The sequence below is a fragment of the Pyxidicoccus trucidator genome (genome assembly GCF_010894435.1).
Taxonomy (GTDB): Bacteria; Myxococcota; Myxococcia; order Myxococcales; family Myxococcaceae; genus Myxococcus; species Myxococcus trucidator.
In genome coordinates, this window is the sequence record NZ_JAAIXZ010000013.1 from 203,841 (window position 1) to 219,218 (window position 15,378).

Below are 15,378 nucleotides of genomic sequence, written 5' to 3' on the forward strand. Positions count from 1 at the left end.
GCCCTCTGACAAGGGGCCTTGCCCGGCTGACAGGCCTCGACGGGCACTACGCTCCCCGCTCCTCCTCGGCGCATTCCCGCTCCAGGCGCAGGAAGCAGTGCTCCCGCAGGGCCGCGCGCCGGAGCTCGTCCACGCTGGCGAAGCCCGCGTCGCGCGCGTAGCGCTCGAGGTCCGCGGGCACCGGGCGTGAGTCGAGCCGCTCGGTGAAGTACCACTGCCACAGGGCTTCCTCGTCGACGCCGGCTTCCTCGGGTGCGGGGTGCTCCAGCCCCGAGCGCGAGAGCACCCGCGCCTTGCGCTCGGCACGGTCCACCAGCAGCCCGTACACGCCGAGGGCGCGCAGGTGGTCCGGCAGGCACTGCTCCACGTCCGAGGCGTGCAGCAGCGCCGTCTGGCGGACGCAGGCCTCGTCCCGGAAGAAGCGCAGCGGCTGCTCCAGGCGCTGCTCCACCAGCCACTGCTGGAAGCGGCTCAGCTCCATCAGGCCCTGCTCGCGGCGGAAGCCCTCGCAGGCCCGCTGCACGGTCTCCAGCTCCACCGCGCCCGCGCGGCGCCGGGCAAGCTCCAGGGCCAGGGCGCGGGCCAGGACTCCGGCACGAATCCGGGGGAGGAGGCCGCCCACCCGCAGCTCCTCGAGCAGGGCCTCTCGCGGGAGCGCCTCGGCGCTGGCGCCGCCCCGGTACCCGGGCGCGAGCCGCCCGGCGCAGCGGCAGGCCTCCAGCCATGCATCGGTTTGAGCGAGCGAATAGGAGACCTGCTTCGGCTCGGAGTTCTCCGCCAGCGACTCGCGCATGTGGCGGAGCATGGCCAGGGCGTCCAGACGCTTCTGGTCCACGCGCCCCCCTGGCAGCCATTCCCGCAGGCGCCGCAGCGGCTCGGGCGGCAGGCCCGCGTCCACGGCCCTCCCGAGCAGGGCCGGCCAGCTCCGCTCGGGGTAGTAGAGCGCCTTCGCGAGCCGCTCCAGGCGCGCCCTCTCCTCCGTGTCCAACACGCCCCGCTGTTCGGCGTGGGCCAGGGTGGCGCGGATGTTGACCATGGCCTCGGAGAGCGGGCGGAAGCCGTCCTCGGCGGGGGCATGGACGACGGCCACCTCGTCGTCATCCATCAGGTCGCCGCGCTGGAAGGCCTCGAAGATGGCGCCCACGCCCTCCATGCCGAAGGAGGCCAGCTCCGCCGCGCGCAGCGCCCCCATGCTCGCGGCGCCGAAGACGGGGATGCCCTCGGCCATGGCCCAGAGAATCTCCTTGTGCCAGACGGAGGGAACGCTATCGAAGAAGCCGTCGATGAGGCCGATGGCGCGCGGTCGCTCCAGCGCGGCCCGGTAGACATCGCCCTGCGCCGCGGGCGGAAGGAACACGGCGTCCAGCTCGCGCGTCCCCTCGGAGGCGGAGAGCGTGGGCCCGGCGAAGACGTACATCATGACGCGTGCTCCTTCAGCACGTCCCGCGCCCTGCGGCCCGGGACGTAGCCGGGCGCGTCGTGGGGCGCCTCCAGCCCGGCCACCACCACCCGCGTCACGGGAATGCCGAGCTCGGGTCGGGACAGGTCCACCGCCACCGCCTCATGCAGCCCCGCCTCCGCCAGCCGCGCCAGCTCCCAGGCCACGTCCTCGTCGAACGTCCTGCCCACGAAGGTGGGGACGTCCTGGAAGCGCCGGGCGGGCGGCCCGCAGCGCATCCGCTCCACCTCCTTGCGCCAGACGACAGGGTCCCGAAAGGCCGTGTAGCAGCGCGACAGCCCCAGGTCATCGCGAGCGCCGGAGATGAACGTGAGCCGCACCTGGGCCGCCTCGGTGAGCGCGCGCAGCAGGGCCACCTCGCGAGCCGGATGGCACCCCGCTCCCGACGTGGGGGCGCGGGGACGGAGCGGCTCCGGCGAGCGCTCGGCGAGCACGCAGTAGAAGCTGGCCAGCCCCACGTCCGTCGTCGTCTCCCAGACGGCCACCTCCATGCCGGCGCGCTCGAAGCGCTCCAGCACCTGGAGGCAGGCCGGGTCATCCACGGTGTCCGGGTCCAGCCGCGTCTCGCGCCGTGCCGCCTCGCCGCGCAGGTGCCAGAGGCAGGTGGCGTCCCGCTCCACCACCTCGCAGAGCCCGTGGCTGAGGGCCTCCAGCGGATGGTTGCCGGAGGCCAGGCCATTGGAGCTCATGAAGAACGCGCCACTGCCCTCGGGCAGCGGCAGGGTGAAGTCGGTGTGGACGGACTCGAAGGGCAGCCACCGGGGCGTGCCGTCCCGGAGGTCCCTTCCCTCAACCCACAACAAGCGCCGCGCTGGATGGAAGGCGTGGACGGACAGGCGCGGGAGCAGGCCCACGTCCACCACCGGGCGGCGGGCGCTCAGCTCTTCATGGCTGGCGCGCAGCAGGGGCAGGTCGATGTGCTCGGCATGGTAGGACTCCACCGCCTCCATGAGCCCGGAGGCCTGTGCGGCGGCCAGGTCCAGTCCCTTGCCCTGGGACACCGACAGCGAGCGCGCGTTGGGCCGGCACACGGCCACGACGGGAAGCCCAATCCAGTCCAGGCCCGTCAGGTTGGCGATGCGGGTGATGCCCATGCGTCCCATGAGGGGCCTGACGCGACGGAGCGTCTCCTCGGGAGGAATCAGGCGGTGCGTGCCCGTGCGCCACGACTTGGGAGCCACCGGGCCGTTGCTCCCAGCGACGGTGGCATTCAATCCATCCATTCGGGGTCTCCCCTGGATGAATGGGGACTGGAGCACCCGGGCGACAAGGCGGCCCGCGGGGTCATGGCGGGCGGGGACAGCCCTCCCTAGTTTGAGATGGGCCCGAAGGAGGCATGGCGATGAGAGCGGTGACGAGCGTGGTGGGGGCCACCGGACTGCTCGGCGGCGCCATCTGCGAGCACCTGGTGGCGGCGGGCAGGCCCGTGCGAGCGCTGGTGCGGCCCACCTCGGAGCCGGAGCGGCTCACCCGGCTGACACGCCTGGGCGTGGAGCCGCGGCAAGGGGACCTGAAGGAGCCCGCTTCACTGGCCGCCGTCTGTGAGGGAGCCCGGGCCGTCATCTCGACCGCCACCTGCATGCTCTCGCGGCAGCCGGGAGACTCGATTCAGGCCGTGGACGTGGACGGGCAGCTCGCCCTCCTCGAAGCCGCGCGGCGCGCCGGGGTGGAGCACTTCATCTTCATCTCGTTCATTCCGCTCCAGGAGCGCTTCCCCCTCCAGGAGGCCAAGCGCACGGTGGAGCAGGCGCTGAGACGGAGCGGGATGCCCCACTACACCATCCTCCGGCCCTCCTACTTCACCGAGGTCTGGCTGGGGCCCGCGCTGGGCTTCGACGCCGCCAACGCCCGCGCCCGGCTCTTCGGCACGGGGCATGGGAGGATGAACTGGATTTCGCTCGACGATGTCGCCCGGTTCGCCGTCGGCGCCCTGGAGCGCCCCCAGGCGCGCGACGCCATCCTCGACCTGGGCGGAGAAGAAGCCCTCAGCCAATGCGAAGTCGTGCGGCTCTTCCAGCAGTGGGACGGGCGCGAGTGGGCGCTGGACTCCATCCCCGAGCAGGTGCTCCACGCCGAGTTCGAGGAGGCCACCGACGCCCGGCACCGCTCCGTCACCGCGCTGATGCTCAACATCGCGCGGGGCCGCGAGGTGGACCCGAGGCCGGCGATGGAGGCCATTCCCGTCCGCCCCACCCCGGTCAGCGACTACGTGCGCGGCGTCCTGGCCCGGCTGCGGGGCTCCGCCCCGGAAGCACCGATGCTCTGAGGAGCCACCCGGCCCCGCCCCCGGTGACGGGAGCGGGGACGAATCCCACTAGCGCTTGAAGTGGTCGGCGATGACGCTGGCCACCGCGCAGGTGAGCTTCTTGCCGGTGGGCACGTGCAGGAACTCGTTGGGCCCGTGCGCGTTGCTGCCCGGCCCCAGCAGGCCGGTGATGAGGAACTGCGCCTCGGGGAAGCGCTCGCCCAGCATGCCCATGAAGGGAATGGTGCCGCCCTCGCCCATGGCCATGGCCGGCTGACCGAAGTACGTCTTCGACGCCGACTCCACCGCGCTCGACAGCCAGCCCGCCAGGGGCGGCGCGTCCCAGCCGACGCTGGCCTTCTCACCCTCGAACGTCACCTTCGCGCCGTACGGCGGGTCCTTCTCCAGCGTGTCCTTCAGCGCCTTCATGCCCGCCTTCGGGTCCAGCCGGGGGGGAATGCGCATGGACAGCTTGAAGGTGGTGAAGGGCCGCAGCACGTTGCCCGCGTTGCTCAGGGGCGGCATGCCGTCCACGCCCGTCACCGCCAGCGCCGGCCGCCAGGTGCGGTTGAGCACCAGCTCCGCGCCGTCCCCGGACACCGGCTTCGAGCCGGGCACCCAGGGGAACTTGGTGAAGACCTCACCCTCCAGCACCTTCGCCGCCTCGCGCGCCTGCTCCCGCCGCTCCTTCGGGATTTCGACGTGCAGCCCCTCCACCTTGATGTGGCCGGTGGACTCGTCCTCCACGCGCGACAGCAGCTGGCGGAGGATGCGGAAGGACGAGGGGACGATGCCCGTCGCGTCACCCGAGTGGACGCCCTCGGTGAGGATGTCCACGCGCAGGTTGCCGCCGACGATTCCGCGCAGCGACGTGGTCATCCACAGCTGCTCGTAGTTCGCACAGCCCGAGTCCAGACACACCACCAGCGACGGCTTGCCGATGCGCGGCGCCAGCGCCTCGATGTACGCGGGCAAATCGTAGCTGCCGCTCTCCTCGCACGCCTCGATGAGCACCACGCAGCGCGCGTGCGGCAGGCCCTGCTCCTTCAGCAGGCGGATGGCCGTCAGCGACGCGAAGGCGGAGTAGCCGTCATCCGCGCCGCCGCGCCCGTAGAGCTTGTCGCCCTCGCGCACCGGCGTCCACGGCGTGAGGCCCTCGCGCCAGCCCGTCATCTCCGGCTGCTTGTCCAGGTGGCCGTACAGGAGGACGGTGTCCTCGCCCTTGGTGCCGGGCACCTCCATGTAGATGACCGGGGTGCGGGGCTTGCCCTGCTCGTCCTTGAGCCGGATGACCTCCAGCTCCAGCCCGGGGAGGTGCGGCGCCTGCGCGCGGCACCACTCCGAGATGAGCTGCACCGCGGCTTCCATGTGGCCGGACTTCACCCAGTCCGGGTCGAAGGCGGGCGACTTGTTGGGGATGCGGATGTAGCGCTCGAGCGCCGGGAGGATCTCCTTCTCCCAGATGCGGTCGGAGGACTCGGTAGCGGTCTGGACGTTCATGGCCATGGCGAGCGGATGCAGAGCACGGAGGAGGGGCCCCTGTCGACTGTGGGAACCCCGGAGGGGAGTGGGTAGGACCTCGCCCCCCAGCCTACCCCGCGGCCGGTGCTGATGGCGCCCATTGGCGGCCCTGCGGACCGCCGCTCAGGCGGGCGCGTGGTACAGGCCCGGCAGCGCCGCCAGCCCATACAACACCGGGTGCGCGTCACGCGGACGGCCCGTGAGGCGCTTGAGTACCGCGTCGCTGACGATGCCCGCGGAGATTCCGTGGGCAATGGAGCAGGTGAAGGGCAGCAGCGCCACCGTCACCGAGATGAGCCCCGCACGCGAAAGGGCGCGAGGAGACAGAGCTCCCCGCGCCCTCGCGAGTCCCCGCCCCGCCCCGCGGTGCGGGACGGGTGGGTGATTCAGGTCAGCGAACCGCTGTTACGGCTGGATTTCGCGGACGGACAGCCACTTGAAGTCCACGTCGTTGGCGTTGTCCCAGCGGAAGACGGCGATGGGGCCGCCCCACGTAATCGGCATGGCACCGACAGCGCCGCCGCAGTGCTGGGCGTCGCCGCCCCACGAGCCGGAGTCCACCATGTCGTAGACCTTCTTCCAGGTGACCTTGTCGGCGTTCTCGTTGACGTACAGCTCCAGGCGCACGGCCTCCTTGCCGTTGACGAGGGTGTTGCGCATCACCGACTTGAAGCCCACCCAGCGGCCCTTGAGCGCCGTGGTGCCGGGCTTGTAGGCCGCCTGCTCGTAGGAGACGTGCCACGTCTCCTTCTGCCAGCGGGCGCGGCCGTCATAGTGCAGGGCGCCCTTGTAGCTGCTGCCCTCACAGCCCGACTGGTCGTCGTTGTGCTTGCCGCCGCGCGCGTACCAGTCGAAGTTGTCCGACGAGTCCTGCGCCGCGTTGAGCTTCACGAAGCCCGTCATCTCGACGTTCTTCCAGTCGTTGGCGGCCTGCATGTAGCCACGGCTGGCCAGCACGTCGCGGTCGTACGTGGGAATCTTCGAGGCGCTGTAGCCCGTGGACGTGAAGACAGACATGCGCACCTGGCTGTTCTTCATCTTCCAGGAGCCGTCCGCGTTGCGCGTAATCGTGTTCTGCGGGTCGAAGCGCTTGTCGCTCGTCGCGGTGTCCGCGAGGGCCCACGTCTCACCGCCGGCCTTCGTCGGGTAGATCTGCGTCACGCCGAACTTGTCCTTGCCCGGGGTGGGCGTCGGCTCCGGGGTCGGCTCCGGGTCCGGATTCGGCGGCGGCGTGGTGCTGCCGGCGATGGCCGCCATCTCGGAGATGCTCGCCCAGGTGTTGACGGTGTTGCCGTTGACGGTGACGCGCACGTAGCGGGCGTTCACCGTGGGGAACGTATAGCGCTCCAGGGACGCGGAGCGGCCGGACGAGCTGCCGGAGAACACCTGGGTGAAGGTGGTGCCGTCCGCCGAGGTGGCGATGACGAACTTGCTGGCGCGCGAGGTGCCGTTGTACCAGGCGATGTCCAGCGCGTTGATGGCCTTCACGGCGCCCATGTCACCGCGAATCCACTGGCCCACGCCATTGCTGGACCAGCGCGTGGACAGGTTGCCGTCGATGGCGCTGGCGGGCACGTTGCCGTCGTTCCCGCTGGCGGTGGCGGCGGAGAAGCCTCCGGCGGCCAGCGCGGGTGTCGCGGCCATGAACGCGGCCAGCGAGAGCGCGCCCATCGGCATGCGGAAGCGCTTCCATCCGCCCAGGGACGAAGTCATGTGTCGATTCAAGTCACTACCTCAAGTGAGGCCGCGTGGTGCCACGACTCACCGGCCGGACGGTGCCGGACCGGCGCGCCGCGTTCCCCCCGCGGCGCGTTGGCTTCCATTCGCTGGACCGCCACACGAAGACGCCCACGTTCGGTGCGTGAGGCTCTCTTCGGCCGCGGTCAGCGGCGTTGTGCAATCAACGTTTCGGTCTGCGGGCGAAAGTACCCTTTGAGCCGATATGGAATTCCCCACGCATTTGTGAACCGAGGCCTGCTCCCCCGCCCGTACAGCACCCGCGCGGGGGAGGGCCTCCCGTCCTGCTCAGCCCTTCATGGCGAAGCGGACGACGGCGGCGGCGGGCCCTTGCAGGCGCAGCGTGCCGTCCTCTAGCGGCGGCGCCTCCGCGGTGCCACCGAAGCGCGGTGCTTCACTCCACAGCACCAGCTCCGCGCCCGGGGGCACGCGGTGCTCCAGCGTGCCGCGGACGGAGACAATGACTTGCAGCCCCTGCCCTCCGCCGAGCCGCTCCAGCACCAGTGCGTCCGGCCCCAGGGCTCGGGCGTCATGGCCTCCGGGGCGGGGCGCCTTCAGCGCGGGCTCGGAGGCGCGCAGGCGGAGCAGCTCGCGGTACAGCGCGCGCACCCCCACGTGCTCCGGCTGCTCCGCCTCATGCCAGTCCAGCCGGGAGCGGGTGAAGGTCTCCAGCGCCTGCGGGTCCGGCACCTCGGCGCCGGCGAAGCGCTTGAAGCCGGCGAACTCCTTGCGGCGTCCTTCCGTGACGAGCCGGCCCAGCTCCGCGTTGTGGTCCGTGAAGTAGAGGAAGGGCGTGCTCGCGTTCCACTCCTGCCCCATGAAGAGCAGCGGCGTGAAGGGCGACGTCAGCAGCAGCGTGCTCATGGCGCGGAAGGCCGCGGGGGACACGTCGTGCCCCAGCCGCTCGCCCAGGGCGCGGTTGCCCACCTGGTCATGGTTCTGGATGCAGTGGACGAAGCGCCACGGCTCCAGCCCCTCGGCCTTCGTGCCGCGCGCGTGGCCCAGGTTCTTCGACACCTGGCCCTCGTAGAACCAGCCCTGGCGCAGCGTGCGCGCCAGGTCCTCGGTGCTGCCCGTGTAGTCCTGGTAGTAGCCCTCGCTGTCGCCCGCGAAGGCGCGGCGCATCTGGTGGTGGAAGTCATCCGCCCAGACGCCGTCCAGGCCGTGGCCTTCCGGCGCGGGGCGCAGCAGCTTGCGCTCGTTGCGCTCGTCCTCGGCAATCACCAGCACGCGGCGGCCCTGCGCGCTGGCGCGGGCGCGCTCGGCGATTTCGGTGAGCAGGTGCGGGGTGCCCTCGTCGACGATGGCGTGCGCGGCGTCCAGGCGCAGGCCGTCCGCGTGGTAGTCGCGAATCCACATCTCCACGTTGGAGAGCACCAGCGAGCGCACGTACGCGCTGCCCTCGCTGTCGTAGTTCACCGCGTCGCCCCACGGAGTGTGGTGGCGGCCGGTGAAGTAGTGCGGCGAGTACGCGCGCAGGTAGTTCCCGTCCGGCCCGAAGTGGTTGTAGACGGCGTCGATGAGCACCGCGAGCCCGCGCGCGTGCGCGGCGTCAATCAGCCGGCGCAGCCCTTCCGGGCCGCCATACGCGTGCAGGGGCGCGAAGAGGTCCACCCCGTCGTAGCCCCAGTTGCGCACGCCGGGGAAGGCGGCCACCGGCATGAGCTCCAGCGCGGTGACACCCAGCTCCTTGAGGCCGGGCAGCCGGGGGATGAGAGCCTCGAAGGTGCCCTCGGGCGTGGCGGTGCCCACGTGCACCTCGTAGATGACGAGCGCCTCGGGCTCCACGCCCTTCCAGGCCGCGTCCGTCCACTCGAAGTCCGGCACCACCACTTCGGAAGGGCCGTGCACGCCTAGCGGCTGCGAGCGGGACCACGGGTCCGGGAAGGGGCCCTCGCCGTCCACGCGCAGCTTGTAGAGCGTGCCCGCACCGTGGCCCTCCAGCACCGCGCCGAAGCAGTCGCCGGAGCCTGCATCAGAGCCTTCATTCGAGCCTGCATTGGGCTCCGGCGTCATGGGGACGATGCGCCCGGGCTGCCCCCGCGCGTCGTGAATCACCACCTCCAGGCGCTGATGGCCGGGCGCCCAGACGCGCCACCGCACGCCCGTGCCCTCTTCCACCCACGCCCCCAGACGGGGCACCGCTGTCCGTGTCGACCGAGAGTCATCCGCTGGAGCCATGTGGCTGCTCTGTAATGCGTCCGTCCCGCGCGCGAGAGCGCTTCCGCGCCCAGCCGGGCCCGGGCCCAACAGGAGATGTTCACGGTTGGGCAAGCTCCCGGCATGAATGGGCACCGGAGGACGGTGCATGGCCTCCCTGCGTACGGGTGGCCGGAGCGGGCGCCGGCTCCCGGGGCCGGGCACGGGGCCCCACCGGGAGCGCGGCGCCGGGAGCATCACCGCGCGAGCAGGCCTGGGAGCCTCACCGCGCGAGCAGGCCTGGGGGCCTCACCGCGCGAGCAGGCCTGGGAGCCTCATCGCGCGAGCAGGCCTGGAAGCTTCACCGCGCGCGGGCCACCGGCTCACGGTGCAGCAGGAAGGGCAGCGTGAGCCGGCGCAGGCCGGGCAGCTCCAGGTGCGTCAGGGCCAGCAGCGTGTGGCCATCCAGCCAGCGCAGCTCGTCCACGAAGGGGCGCCACTGGAAGCCGGCCTCGCGTGGGTACTCCACCTGGAGCCCCACGCGGCCGTCGGCCCGTGAGACGCCCTGGCGCAGGAGCAGCGGCACGGACGGGCGCAGTCCGTCTCTCCGGCGCACGAGGTTGACGCCGCCGTGCGCGCCCGCCGCGAAGTCCTTGCCCCACCAGCCGCGCATGCCCAGCACCGCCAACAGCACCGGCGAGCCGAGCCGCAGCCACGCGGGGCCCACGAACTCGCCCCGGTAGCGGCCGGGAAGTGACTCGCGCTGGGGCGTGGGCAGCCGGGCGAAGAGCCGCCGCCATTCGCCCAGCCGGACGCGCTCCGGTGCAGGGGCCAAGGCTTTCAGCTCCACCGCGGTCGTCATGACCCACACGCTATGCAGCCCGGGTCCCTCCGTCCGGACGCGTTCCGCCCGCCCCCACGGCGGACGGGCGGCCAGGACAGCAAGCCGAAGGGACGGACGACCAGGACAGTGAGTCCGTGAGCCCGGACCGCCAGGGCGGCGGACGACCAGGCAAGACGGCCGGTCTGTGAGACGAGCAGCCAGGGCGGTGGGCGGGCAGCCCAGGAGACAGGCCGGTGGAAAGGTAGCGCCGCCTGCTCGGGGCGGGTGCGTGCCTTGTGGATGCCCACTCCCCCCGGGATGATGGGGCGTCCTAGCCCGAAACGCCGGGCCCGCGCCTTCTACCGGAGCACCCTGGAATGAGCATCGCCCGCACTGGCCTGGAGTCCGTCCCCCGTGGAGACGACGTGCGCGAGCGCGTGGCCGCCATCGAAGTGCTGTCGCCGCGCGAAATCGACGCGCGGCTGACGGACCTGGGCTACCGCGGACAGGACGAGGCGCGGCGCGCGGCCTCGGTGCTCGCCTACCGGCACCTGCGCCGCATCCGCCGCCTCCACCTGGAGGGGCTCGCCCCCGAGCCGGGCATGCGGGAAAACTGCCTGTTCCTGGGGCCCACCGGCTCCGGCAAGACGTTCCTCGTGGAGCTGCTGTTCCGCGAGGTACTCGCGGTGCCCACCGTGCTGGCGGACGCCACCCAGTTCTCCGAGACGGGCTACGTGGGCGACGATGTGAACACCCTGCTGTCGCGCCTGTACGAGGTGGCGGACAAGGACGCGGAGTGGGCCGCCTGCGGCGTCATCTGCATGGACGAGTTCGACAAGCTCGCCACCAGCCGCTCCGACAGCCGCTTCGCCGGGCAGCAGACCACCAAGGACGTGAGCGGCTTCGGCGTGCAGCGCAGCCTGCTGCATCTCCTGTCCGCCTCCAGCGCGGACTTCCCCGCGGACTTCGGCTTCACCAGCCGCATGCAGCCGGAGAACATGGACCTGGCCTGCGTCACCTTCATCGCCTGTGGGGCCTTCAGCGGCCTGCGCTCCACCGCGGAGGGCATGGCGCGCGAGGAGCGGCTCGGCTTCGGCCGCGAGCCTCGCGCCTTCCAGGCAGAGGCCATCGCCGCGAGCGTGACGCAGGAGCAGCTGGAGCAGACCACCGCCTTCGCCCGCTACGGCTTCATCCCGGAGCTCATCGGCCGCTTCAACCGGCTGGTGCCCTTCTCCCCGCTGGACGCGGCCACCCTGGGCGACATCCTCCAGCACAACGTGCTGCGCGTGTACGAGCGCGAGTTCGAGCAGGAGGGCCTGCGCCTGGTGGTGGAGCCCGCCGTGCGCGAGCACGTGGTGGCCCGCACCCTCAAGCGCGAGACGGGCGCGCGCGGCCTGCGCACCACGCTGGCCCCGCTGCTGGAGGGCGCCGCGTACGAGCACTTCGGCCGGCCGGGCACGTCCGGCAGCGTCCGCCTGGTGCTGGAAGGCGACGCGGTGCGGGCGCTGGCGGAATAGTCCCGGAGGGCACCGTCCAGCGTGGCGAGGGCGCGGTGGGGGCGCCCCTGTCACGCCAGGAGGGCGAGCCCGCAACCCACCGCGAGCGTGCGCGCCTTACGGTTTCTTCAGAGGGACGGAACGCCGGAGGGCAGCACCATGCACCACACTCGTGAGATTCCCCGTGAAGGCTGGGCGGACTACCTCGCCCTGCTGAGCAACCTGGAGCGAGACCACTGGGTCCGCATCGAAACAGAGAGCCTGGACATGGGTGACCAGCCGCTCGCCGGCAGGCTGCCGCTCGTCGAGATTGCCCTGGAGGAGAAGGGCAGCGCCCAGGGCGCCGTGGAAATCATCGTCGGCCGGCCGGGGGACGAAATCACCCACCGCATCCTGGAGCCGGACCACATCTACGCGGACGAGAGCGAGAGCGGCGAGCTGGAGTGCCTCGACATCGAGGGCTCGGACCACACCAAGACGCTCATCTTCTTCGAGCAGCCCAACGCCGGAGACGAGCGGTCCGCCAGCGCGCCCATGTGAGGCGCGCGCAGGGCTGGAAACGACGAAGGCCGGAAGGCGCCCCCTTCGTGAGAAGAGGAACCCTCCGGCCCGGGCCACGCGCCCCGCCAGGGCTCACGCCGCGGCGGGTGCATCAGCCGTGTGTCGCGGGATTACGGGTACAGCGAGCGAGCGCCCTGCTTGTCCAGGCTGGTGAGGACGAGGTCGCCCGTCTGGGTGCCGTTGCACTGGGGGTAGTGCATGACCGAGGCGCGGTCGTAGGTGGACGTCAGCGCGCGCCACTGGTTGTCCTCGTAGCAGCCGCTCGCCGTGGAGCGGGTGTGCTCGTGACGGAAGCCCAGCACGTGGCCCAGCTCGTGACGGAGCACGCCCGTCAGGCTCCAGGCGCCGCCGCCGCTGAAGGCGCTGGTGGAGATGAGGATGTTGCGACCCGAGCGAGCGGAGTTCGGGAAGAAGGCGCGCGCCACGTACGACGTGGTGGAGGTCTGACGCACGTCGAACAGCACGCCCGTCTGCGACGCGGTGCAGTTGCTGTCGTAGCTGGTGCTGTGGATGAAGTTCACGCTCGCGGTGGCCTCCCAGGCCGCCGTCGCGCTGTTCATCGCGTTGACCACGGTGGTCTTGCGGGTGCCGAAGCTGCTGGTGCTCACGCAGTAGGTCAGGTTGCCCTTCTGCGCGGCGGACCACTTGATGTCGCCGCCGATGTAGTACACCGCGAGGCCGTCCGCGCTGGTGCCCTTCTCCTCGGCGATGTTGTTGTCGTAGAAGCCGCGCAGCTCCTCCTTGGAGTCGAAGGCGAGGTCGCCGTCGATGATCCACTTGCCCTCTTCATCCTGGAAGGCGTTCGCCTGGAACTCCTCCCACGACATCACGGGAGCCTGGGTCTCGGAGGCCTCGGGGCCGCCGCACGCGGTACCGAGAAGGGCAACACCAGCCATCAGCGCAATGGAGCGAAACTTGAGCATCGGGGGTTCCTCTGAAGCGTATTGCGGGGGACGCGTCGTCCGCCTGGCTTCCGCCAGCCGCGGCACGGCGCGCACGGCCCATGAGCAAGCGCCAGGCCAACCGGCCCTCAGAGGGTGAAAAAACCGAAAACACGGTTTAACTGGACTGCCCGTAGTCCAGCCCACAAACCGCCAGTGTAAACGGCGGCGACAGTCACTCCGCCAACCCCGCGTGGGCAAAGGGAAATTGCCTCACGCGGAAGAGTGCCTGAAAAAAGGACAGTGCTGTCTGGTTATCAGACAGCGGCCCGGGCATCGCAGCTCCCCGAGAAGAAGGCGGAGTGCGACGCACGCGTGCGCGCGGTGTGGGTCTGTCAGGCTACCCATGCAGACCTGCTGCGTCAATCCCTCCGACGCATCGCGGCCGGAATGATTGAGTATCGGCGCACCGCGCCAGAAGTTGCGTCGCGCGGCTACAAGAGGGCGCGGCGCACCCGCCAGAAGGTCTCCTTGGCGGTGCGGAAGGCGGCGGAGTCGGAGGGCAGCAGCGTGCGCAGCAGCTCCGCGGACTGCGTCTGCAGCGGCCGGACGCAGTGCGCCTCCACCTTGGTGCGCAGGAAGCCCACCGGGTCTCTGTTCCGGTAGTCGGCGAAGTACGCCTTCAGCTCGTTGCGCGTGCGCGCGTGGCCGTTGTCCGCGTACTTGGCCACGTAGGGGCTGAAGTCCGGGTACAGCTTCCCCTCACCGAAGTCGCCGTGCAGCGTCGTCTTCATGAAGTTGCCGATGAGCAAGTCGTCGAAGACCTGGTAGCGCACGGCCGTCATCAGCGAGTTGCGCGGCACCTCGAAGGTGATGCCGCGGCGGAAGCGGCGCGGGTGGAACTCGATGACGTGGTCCTGCCCGCCCACGCGGAAGCGGAGGAAGTCCAGGGCGGTGCCCAGGTGTTCGACTGCGCTGAAGTACTCGCGCAGCGCCTTCGCCTCGTCGGCCTCCAGCAGCTCGCTCCAGTCGTCGCCGAACTGCTTAGGGTCGAGGGGGACGAGGGCGCGCTCCTTCGGGCGGATGAGCGTGGTGCTGTCCTTGCTGAAGTCCTGCTGGATGAAGGCGGGCAGCAGCGCGCACGACTGCGACTCGAAGCCGCGGCCGTAGTCCTCCAGCGTGGTGGTGTACTCGGAGGCCCAGACGCTGTCGGCGCGCTGGTACTTGTGCATGGAGCTGGAGGGCACGAAGTAGCGGACCCCGTAGAACTCCGCCTGACGGGCGATGGTGCGGCCCACCGGGCTCTTCGCCGCGGCGTGGGGCGCAATGCGCTGCCCGTCCTCGGTGAAGTAGTTGATCATGTCCGCGTCGCCGTAGCCGGACAGGGCCAGCAGATAGGACTCCTTGTAGGTGCTGACGATGTTGCGCACGTAGCGGCCCCAGCCGCGGTCACCCGCGTCATTGAGGTTGACGACGAGCCGCCCGCCCACGTCCACCAGCAGCACCGCGTCCTGGTTCATGTCCGGCAGGCACATGACGCGGATGCGCGGGGACAGCTGCGTCCACACGCGGTCCGGCAGCACGTGCACGCTGAAGCCCTGTCCGCGCAAGTCGTCGCGGATGCGATTGCCGAAGTGGTTGGGCACCAGGAGCGTGGCTTTGCGCAGCTTCTCCAGCGACTCCATGCTCAGGTGGTCGGGGTGGCCGTGAGAGAGCCACACGTACGGGCACTGCCGGATGGCCTCGCGCTGCGCCTCCGGGACTTCATGCGACAGTGTCCAGCTTCCGAAATACGCCCCGCCGTCCGTCCAGGGGTCCGTGGCCAACACCGGACCGTCGTCGTGGCAGATGACCGTGGCATTCCCAATGGTCTCGAAACCCAGTTCCATCTCGCGCTTCCCCCTCGCCCGCGCCCGCACTCCGTTGCGCTGGATGGGCGGAAAGGTGAAGCCCACACCCACAGCGGCACAGTGCCTGTTCGTGCAGCGAAAGGATTTTCCCGCTCGGCTGGCCGCTCCACGAGGAGGGGTGCCGTGTTCTGTTACTCGGTGACGACGAGCCGGCCGACGCCGTGCTGGAAGTCGCGATGGACGGTGCAAAAGAAGGGCACGAAGGAGCCGGGGACGGCGTCCACGGGAATGGTGAAGGCGCGCTCCTCGCCAAGGAACGCGCCGGTGTCGAAGGAGATGCCGTCCGACTCCCCCGGGACGAAGCGGCCGGGCTCCGAAGCGCTCGTCGCCGAGTGGGGTTGCGTGTCCAGGTTGAGCATCCGCACCGTCTGCCCCGGCTTCACCCGGATGTGCGTGGGCTGGTAGCGCCAGTCGAAGATGGAGACCAGGACATCGTCACCCGGATACGGGGCGCAGCTCCCCAGCATGGCCCCCAGCAGCCCCACGCCCCACGCCTTCCCCCACCTGGCTCCGCGCATCCCCCACCTCCCGTGTCACCACCCGCGAGAAGGGTGGCCACGGCGCTGACACACGGGGAGTGCGGGCTCCATCCGGAGCAAGACTGTC

General features: G+C 70.8%; 13 protein-coding genes. 3 read left to right on the plus strand and 10 right to left on the minus strand.

Annotation, left to right across the window (positions count from 1 at the left end; genetic code table 11):
* Positions 1-46: 46 nt before the first annotated feature.
* Together G4D85_RS32165 and G4D85_RS32170 are read right to left on the minus strand one after the other, a co-directional pair.
* Positions 47-1,420, minus strand: a complete 1,374-nt coding sequence (locus G4D85_RS32165) for a TfuA-like protein (RefSeq protein ID WP_164017880.1) — start codon at positions 1,418-1,420, stop codon at positions 47-49.
* Entirely contained in the window at positions 1,417-2,682 is a 1,266-nt protein-coding gene (locus tag G4D85_RS32170) for a YcaO-like family protein (protein WP_164017881.1), read from the minus strand. Before G4D85_RS32170 ends, G4D85_RS32165 begins: the two co-directional genes overlap by 4 nt.
* Positions 2,683-2,801: 119 nt before the next feature.
* On the opposite strand from G4D85_RS32170, the gene G4D85_RS32175 reads away from it, so the two are divergent.
* Positions 2,802-3,725, plus strand: coding sequence for an SDR family oxidoreductase (locus G4D85_RS32175; RefSeq protein ID WP_205525805.1), 924 nt, complete (start codon positions 2,802-2,804; stop codon positions 3,723-3,725).
* Positions 3,726-3,773: 48 nt separating this feature from the next.
* On the opposite strand, the gene G4D85_RS32180 is transcribed toward G4D85_RS32175, so the two are convergent.
* The 5 genes from G4D85_RS32180 to G4D85_RS32200 form a co-directional block, all read right to left on the minus strand.
* A complete protein-coding gene (locus tag G4D85_RS32180; protein ID WP_240359614.1) occupies positions 3,774-5,210 on the minus strand; it encodes a M20 family metallopeptidase in 1,437 nt (478 codons plus the stop codon).
* A gap of 138 nt (positions 5,211-5,348) precedes the next feature.
* Complete coding sequence (locus tag G4D85_RS32185) at positions 5,349-5,513, minus strand: hypothetical protein (protein ID WP_164017883.1); 165 nt, start codon at positions 5,511-5,513, stop codon at positions 5,349-5,351.
* A gap of 117 nt (positions 5,514-5,630) precedes the next feature.
* The gene (locus G4D85_RS32190; protein ID WP_164017884.1) at positions 5,631-6,950 is read right to left on the minus strand and encodes a discoidin domain-containing protein; all 1,320 of its coding nucleotides are present in this window, start codon (positions 6,948-6,950) and stop codon (positions 5,631-5,633) included.
* Between the two features lie 300 nt (positions 6,951-7,250).
* The gene (gene treZ, locus G4D85_RS32195) at positions 7,251-9,143 is read right to left on the minus strand and encodes a malto-oligosyltrehalose trehalohydrolase (protein WP_164017885.1); all 1,893 of its coding nucleotides are present in this window, start codon (positions 9,141-9,143) and stop codon (positions 7,251-7,253) included.
* A gap of 319 nt (positions 9,144-9,462) precedes the next feature.
* Entirely contained in the window at positions 9,463-9,936 is a 474-nt protein-coding gene (locus G4D85_RS32200; protein ID WP_205525806.1) for a hypothetical protein, read from the minus strand.
* A 365-nt stretch (positions 9,937-10,301) separates the two neighbouring features.
* On the opposite strand from G4D85_RS32200, the gene G4D85_RS32205 reads away from it, so the two are divergent.
* Together G4D85_RS32205 and G4D85_RS32210 are read left to right on the plus strand one after the other, a co-directional pair.
* The gene (locus tag G4D85_RS32205) at positions 10,302-11,441 is read left to right on the plus strand and encodes an AAA family ATPase (protein WP_164017887.1); all 1,140 of its coding nucleotides are present in this window, start codon (positions 10,302-10,304) and stop codon (positions 11,439-11,441) included.
* 138 nt (positions 11,442-11,579) lie between these two features.
* Positions 11,580-11,960, plus strand: coding sequence for a DUF5335 family protein (locus G4D85_RS32210; RefSeq protein WP_164017888.1), 381 nt, complete (start codon positions 11,580-11,582; stop codon positions 11,958-11,960).
* Positions 11,961-12,091: 131 nt separating this feature from the next.
* On the opposite strand, the gene G4D85_RS32215 is transcribed toward G4D85_RS32210, so the two are convergent.
* From G4D85_RS32215 to G4D85_RS32225, 3 genes are all read right to left on the minus strand, one after another.
* Positions 12,092-12,904 (minus strand): M57 family metalloprotease, encoded by an 813-nt coding sequence (locus tag G4D85_RS32215; RefSeq protein ID WP_164017889.1) that lies wholly within the window; start codon positions 12,902-12,904, stop codon positions 12,092-12,094.
* Between the two features lie 452 nt (positions 12,905-13,356).
* On the minus strand, positions 13,357-14,751 hold the full coding sequence (locus G4D85_RS32220; RefSeq protein WP_164017890.1) for an MBL fold metallo-hydrolase: 1,395 nt from the start codon (positions 14,749-14,751) through the stop codon (positions 13,357-13,359).
* Between the two features lie 152 nt (positions 14,752-14,903).
* Entirely contained in the window at positions 14,904-15,290 is a 387-nt protein-coding gene (locus G4D85_RS32225) for a cupredoxin domain-containing protein (RefSeq protein ID WP_164017891.1), read from the minus strand.
* Positions 15,291-15,378 lie beyond the last annotated feature (88 nt).

Excerpts from the sequence above, each read along its gene's own strand:
- G4D85_RS32165 (WP_164017880.1), bottom strand. The coding sequence starts at position 1,420 with ATGATGTACGTCTTCGCCGGGCCCACGCTCTCCGCCTCCGAGGGGACG.
- G4D85_RS32170 (WP_164017881.1), bottom strand. The coding sequence starts at position 2,682 with ATGGATGGATTGAATGCCACCGTCGCTGGGAGCAACGGCCCGGTGGCT.
- G4D85_RS32175 (WP_205525805.1), top strand. The coding sequence starts at position 2,802 with ATGAGAGCGGTGACGAGCGTGGTGGGGGCCACCGGACTGCTCGGCGGC.
- G4D85_RS32180 (WP_240359614.1), bottom strand. The coding sequence starts at position 5,210 with ATGGCCATGAACGTCCAGACCGCTACCGAGTCCTCCGACCGCATCTGG.
- treZ (WP_164017885.1), bottom strand. The coding sequence starts at position 9,143 with ATGGCTCCAGCGGATGACTCTCGGTCGACACGGACAGCGGTGCCCCGT.
- G4D85_RS32205 (WP_164017887.1), top strand. The coding sequence starts at position 10,302 with ATGAGCATCGCCCGCACTGGCCTGGAGTCCGTCCCCCGTGGAGACGAC.
- G4D85_RS32210 (WP_164017888.1), top strand. The coding sequence starts at position 11,580 with ATGCACCACACTCGTGAGATTCCCCGTGAAGGCTGGGCGGACTACCTC.
- G4D85_RS32215 (WP_164017889.1), bottom strand. The coding sequence starts at position 12,904 with ATGCTCAAGTTTCGCTCCATTGCGCTGATGGCTGGTGTTGCCCTTCTC.
- G4D85_RS32220 (WP_164017890.1), bottom strand. The coding sequence starts at position 14,751 with ATGGAACTGGGTTTCGAGACCATTGGGAATGCCACGGTCATCTGCCAC.
- G4D85_RS32225 (WP_164017891.1), bottom strand. The coding sequence starts at position 15,290 with ATGCGCGGAGCCAGGTGGGGGAAGGCGTGGGGCGTGGGGCTGCTGGGG.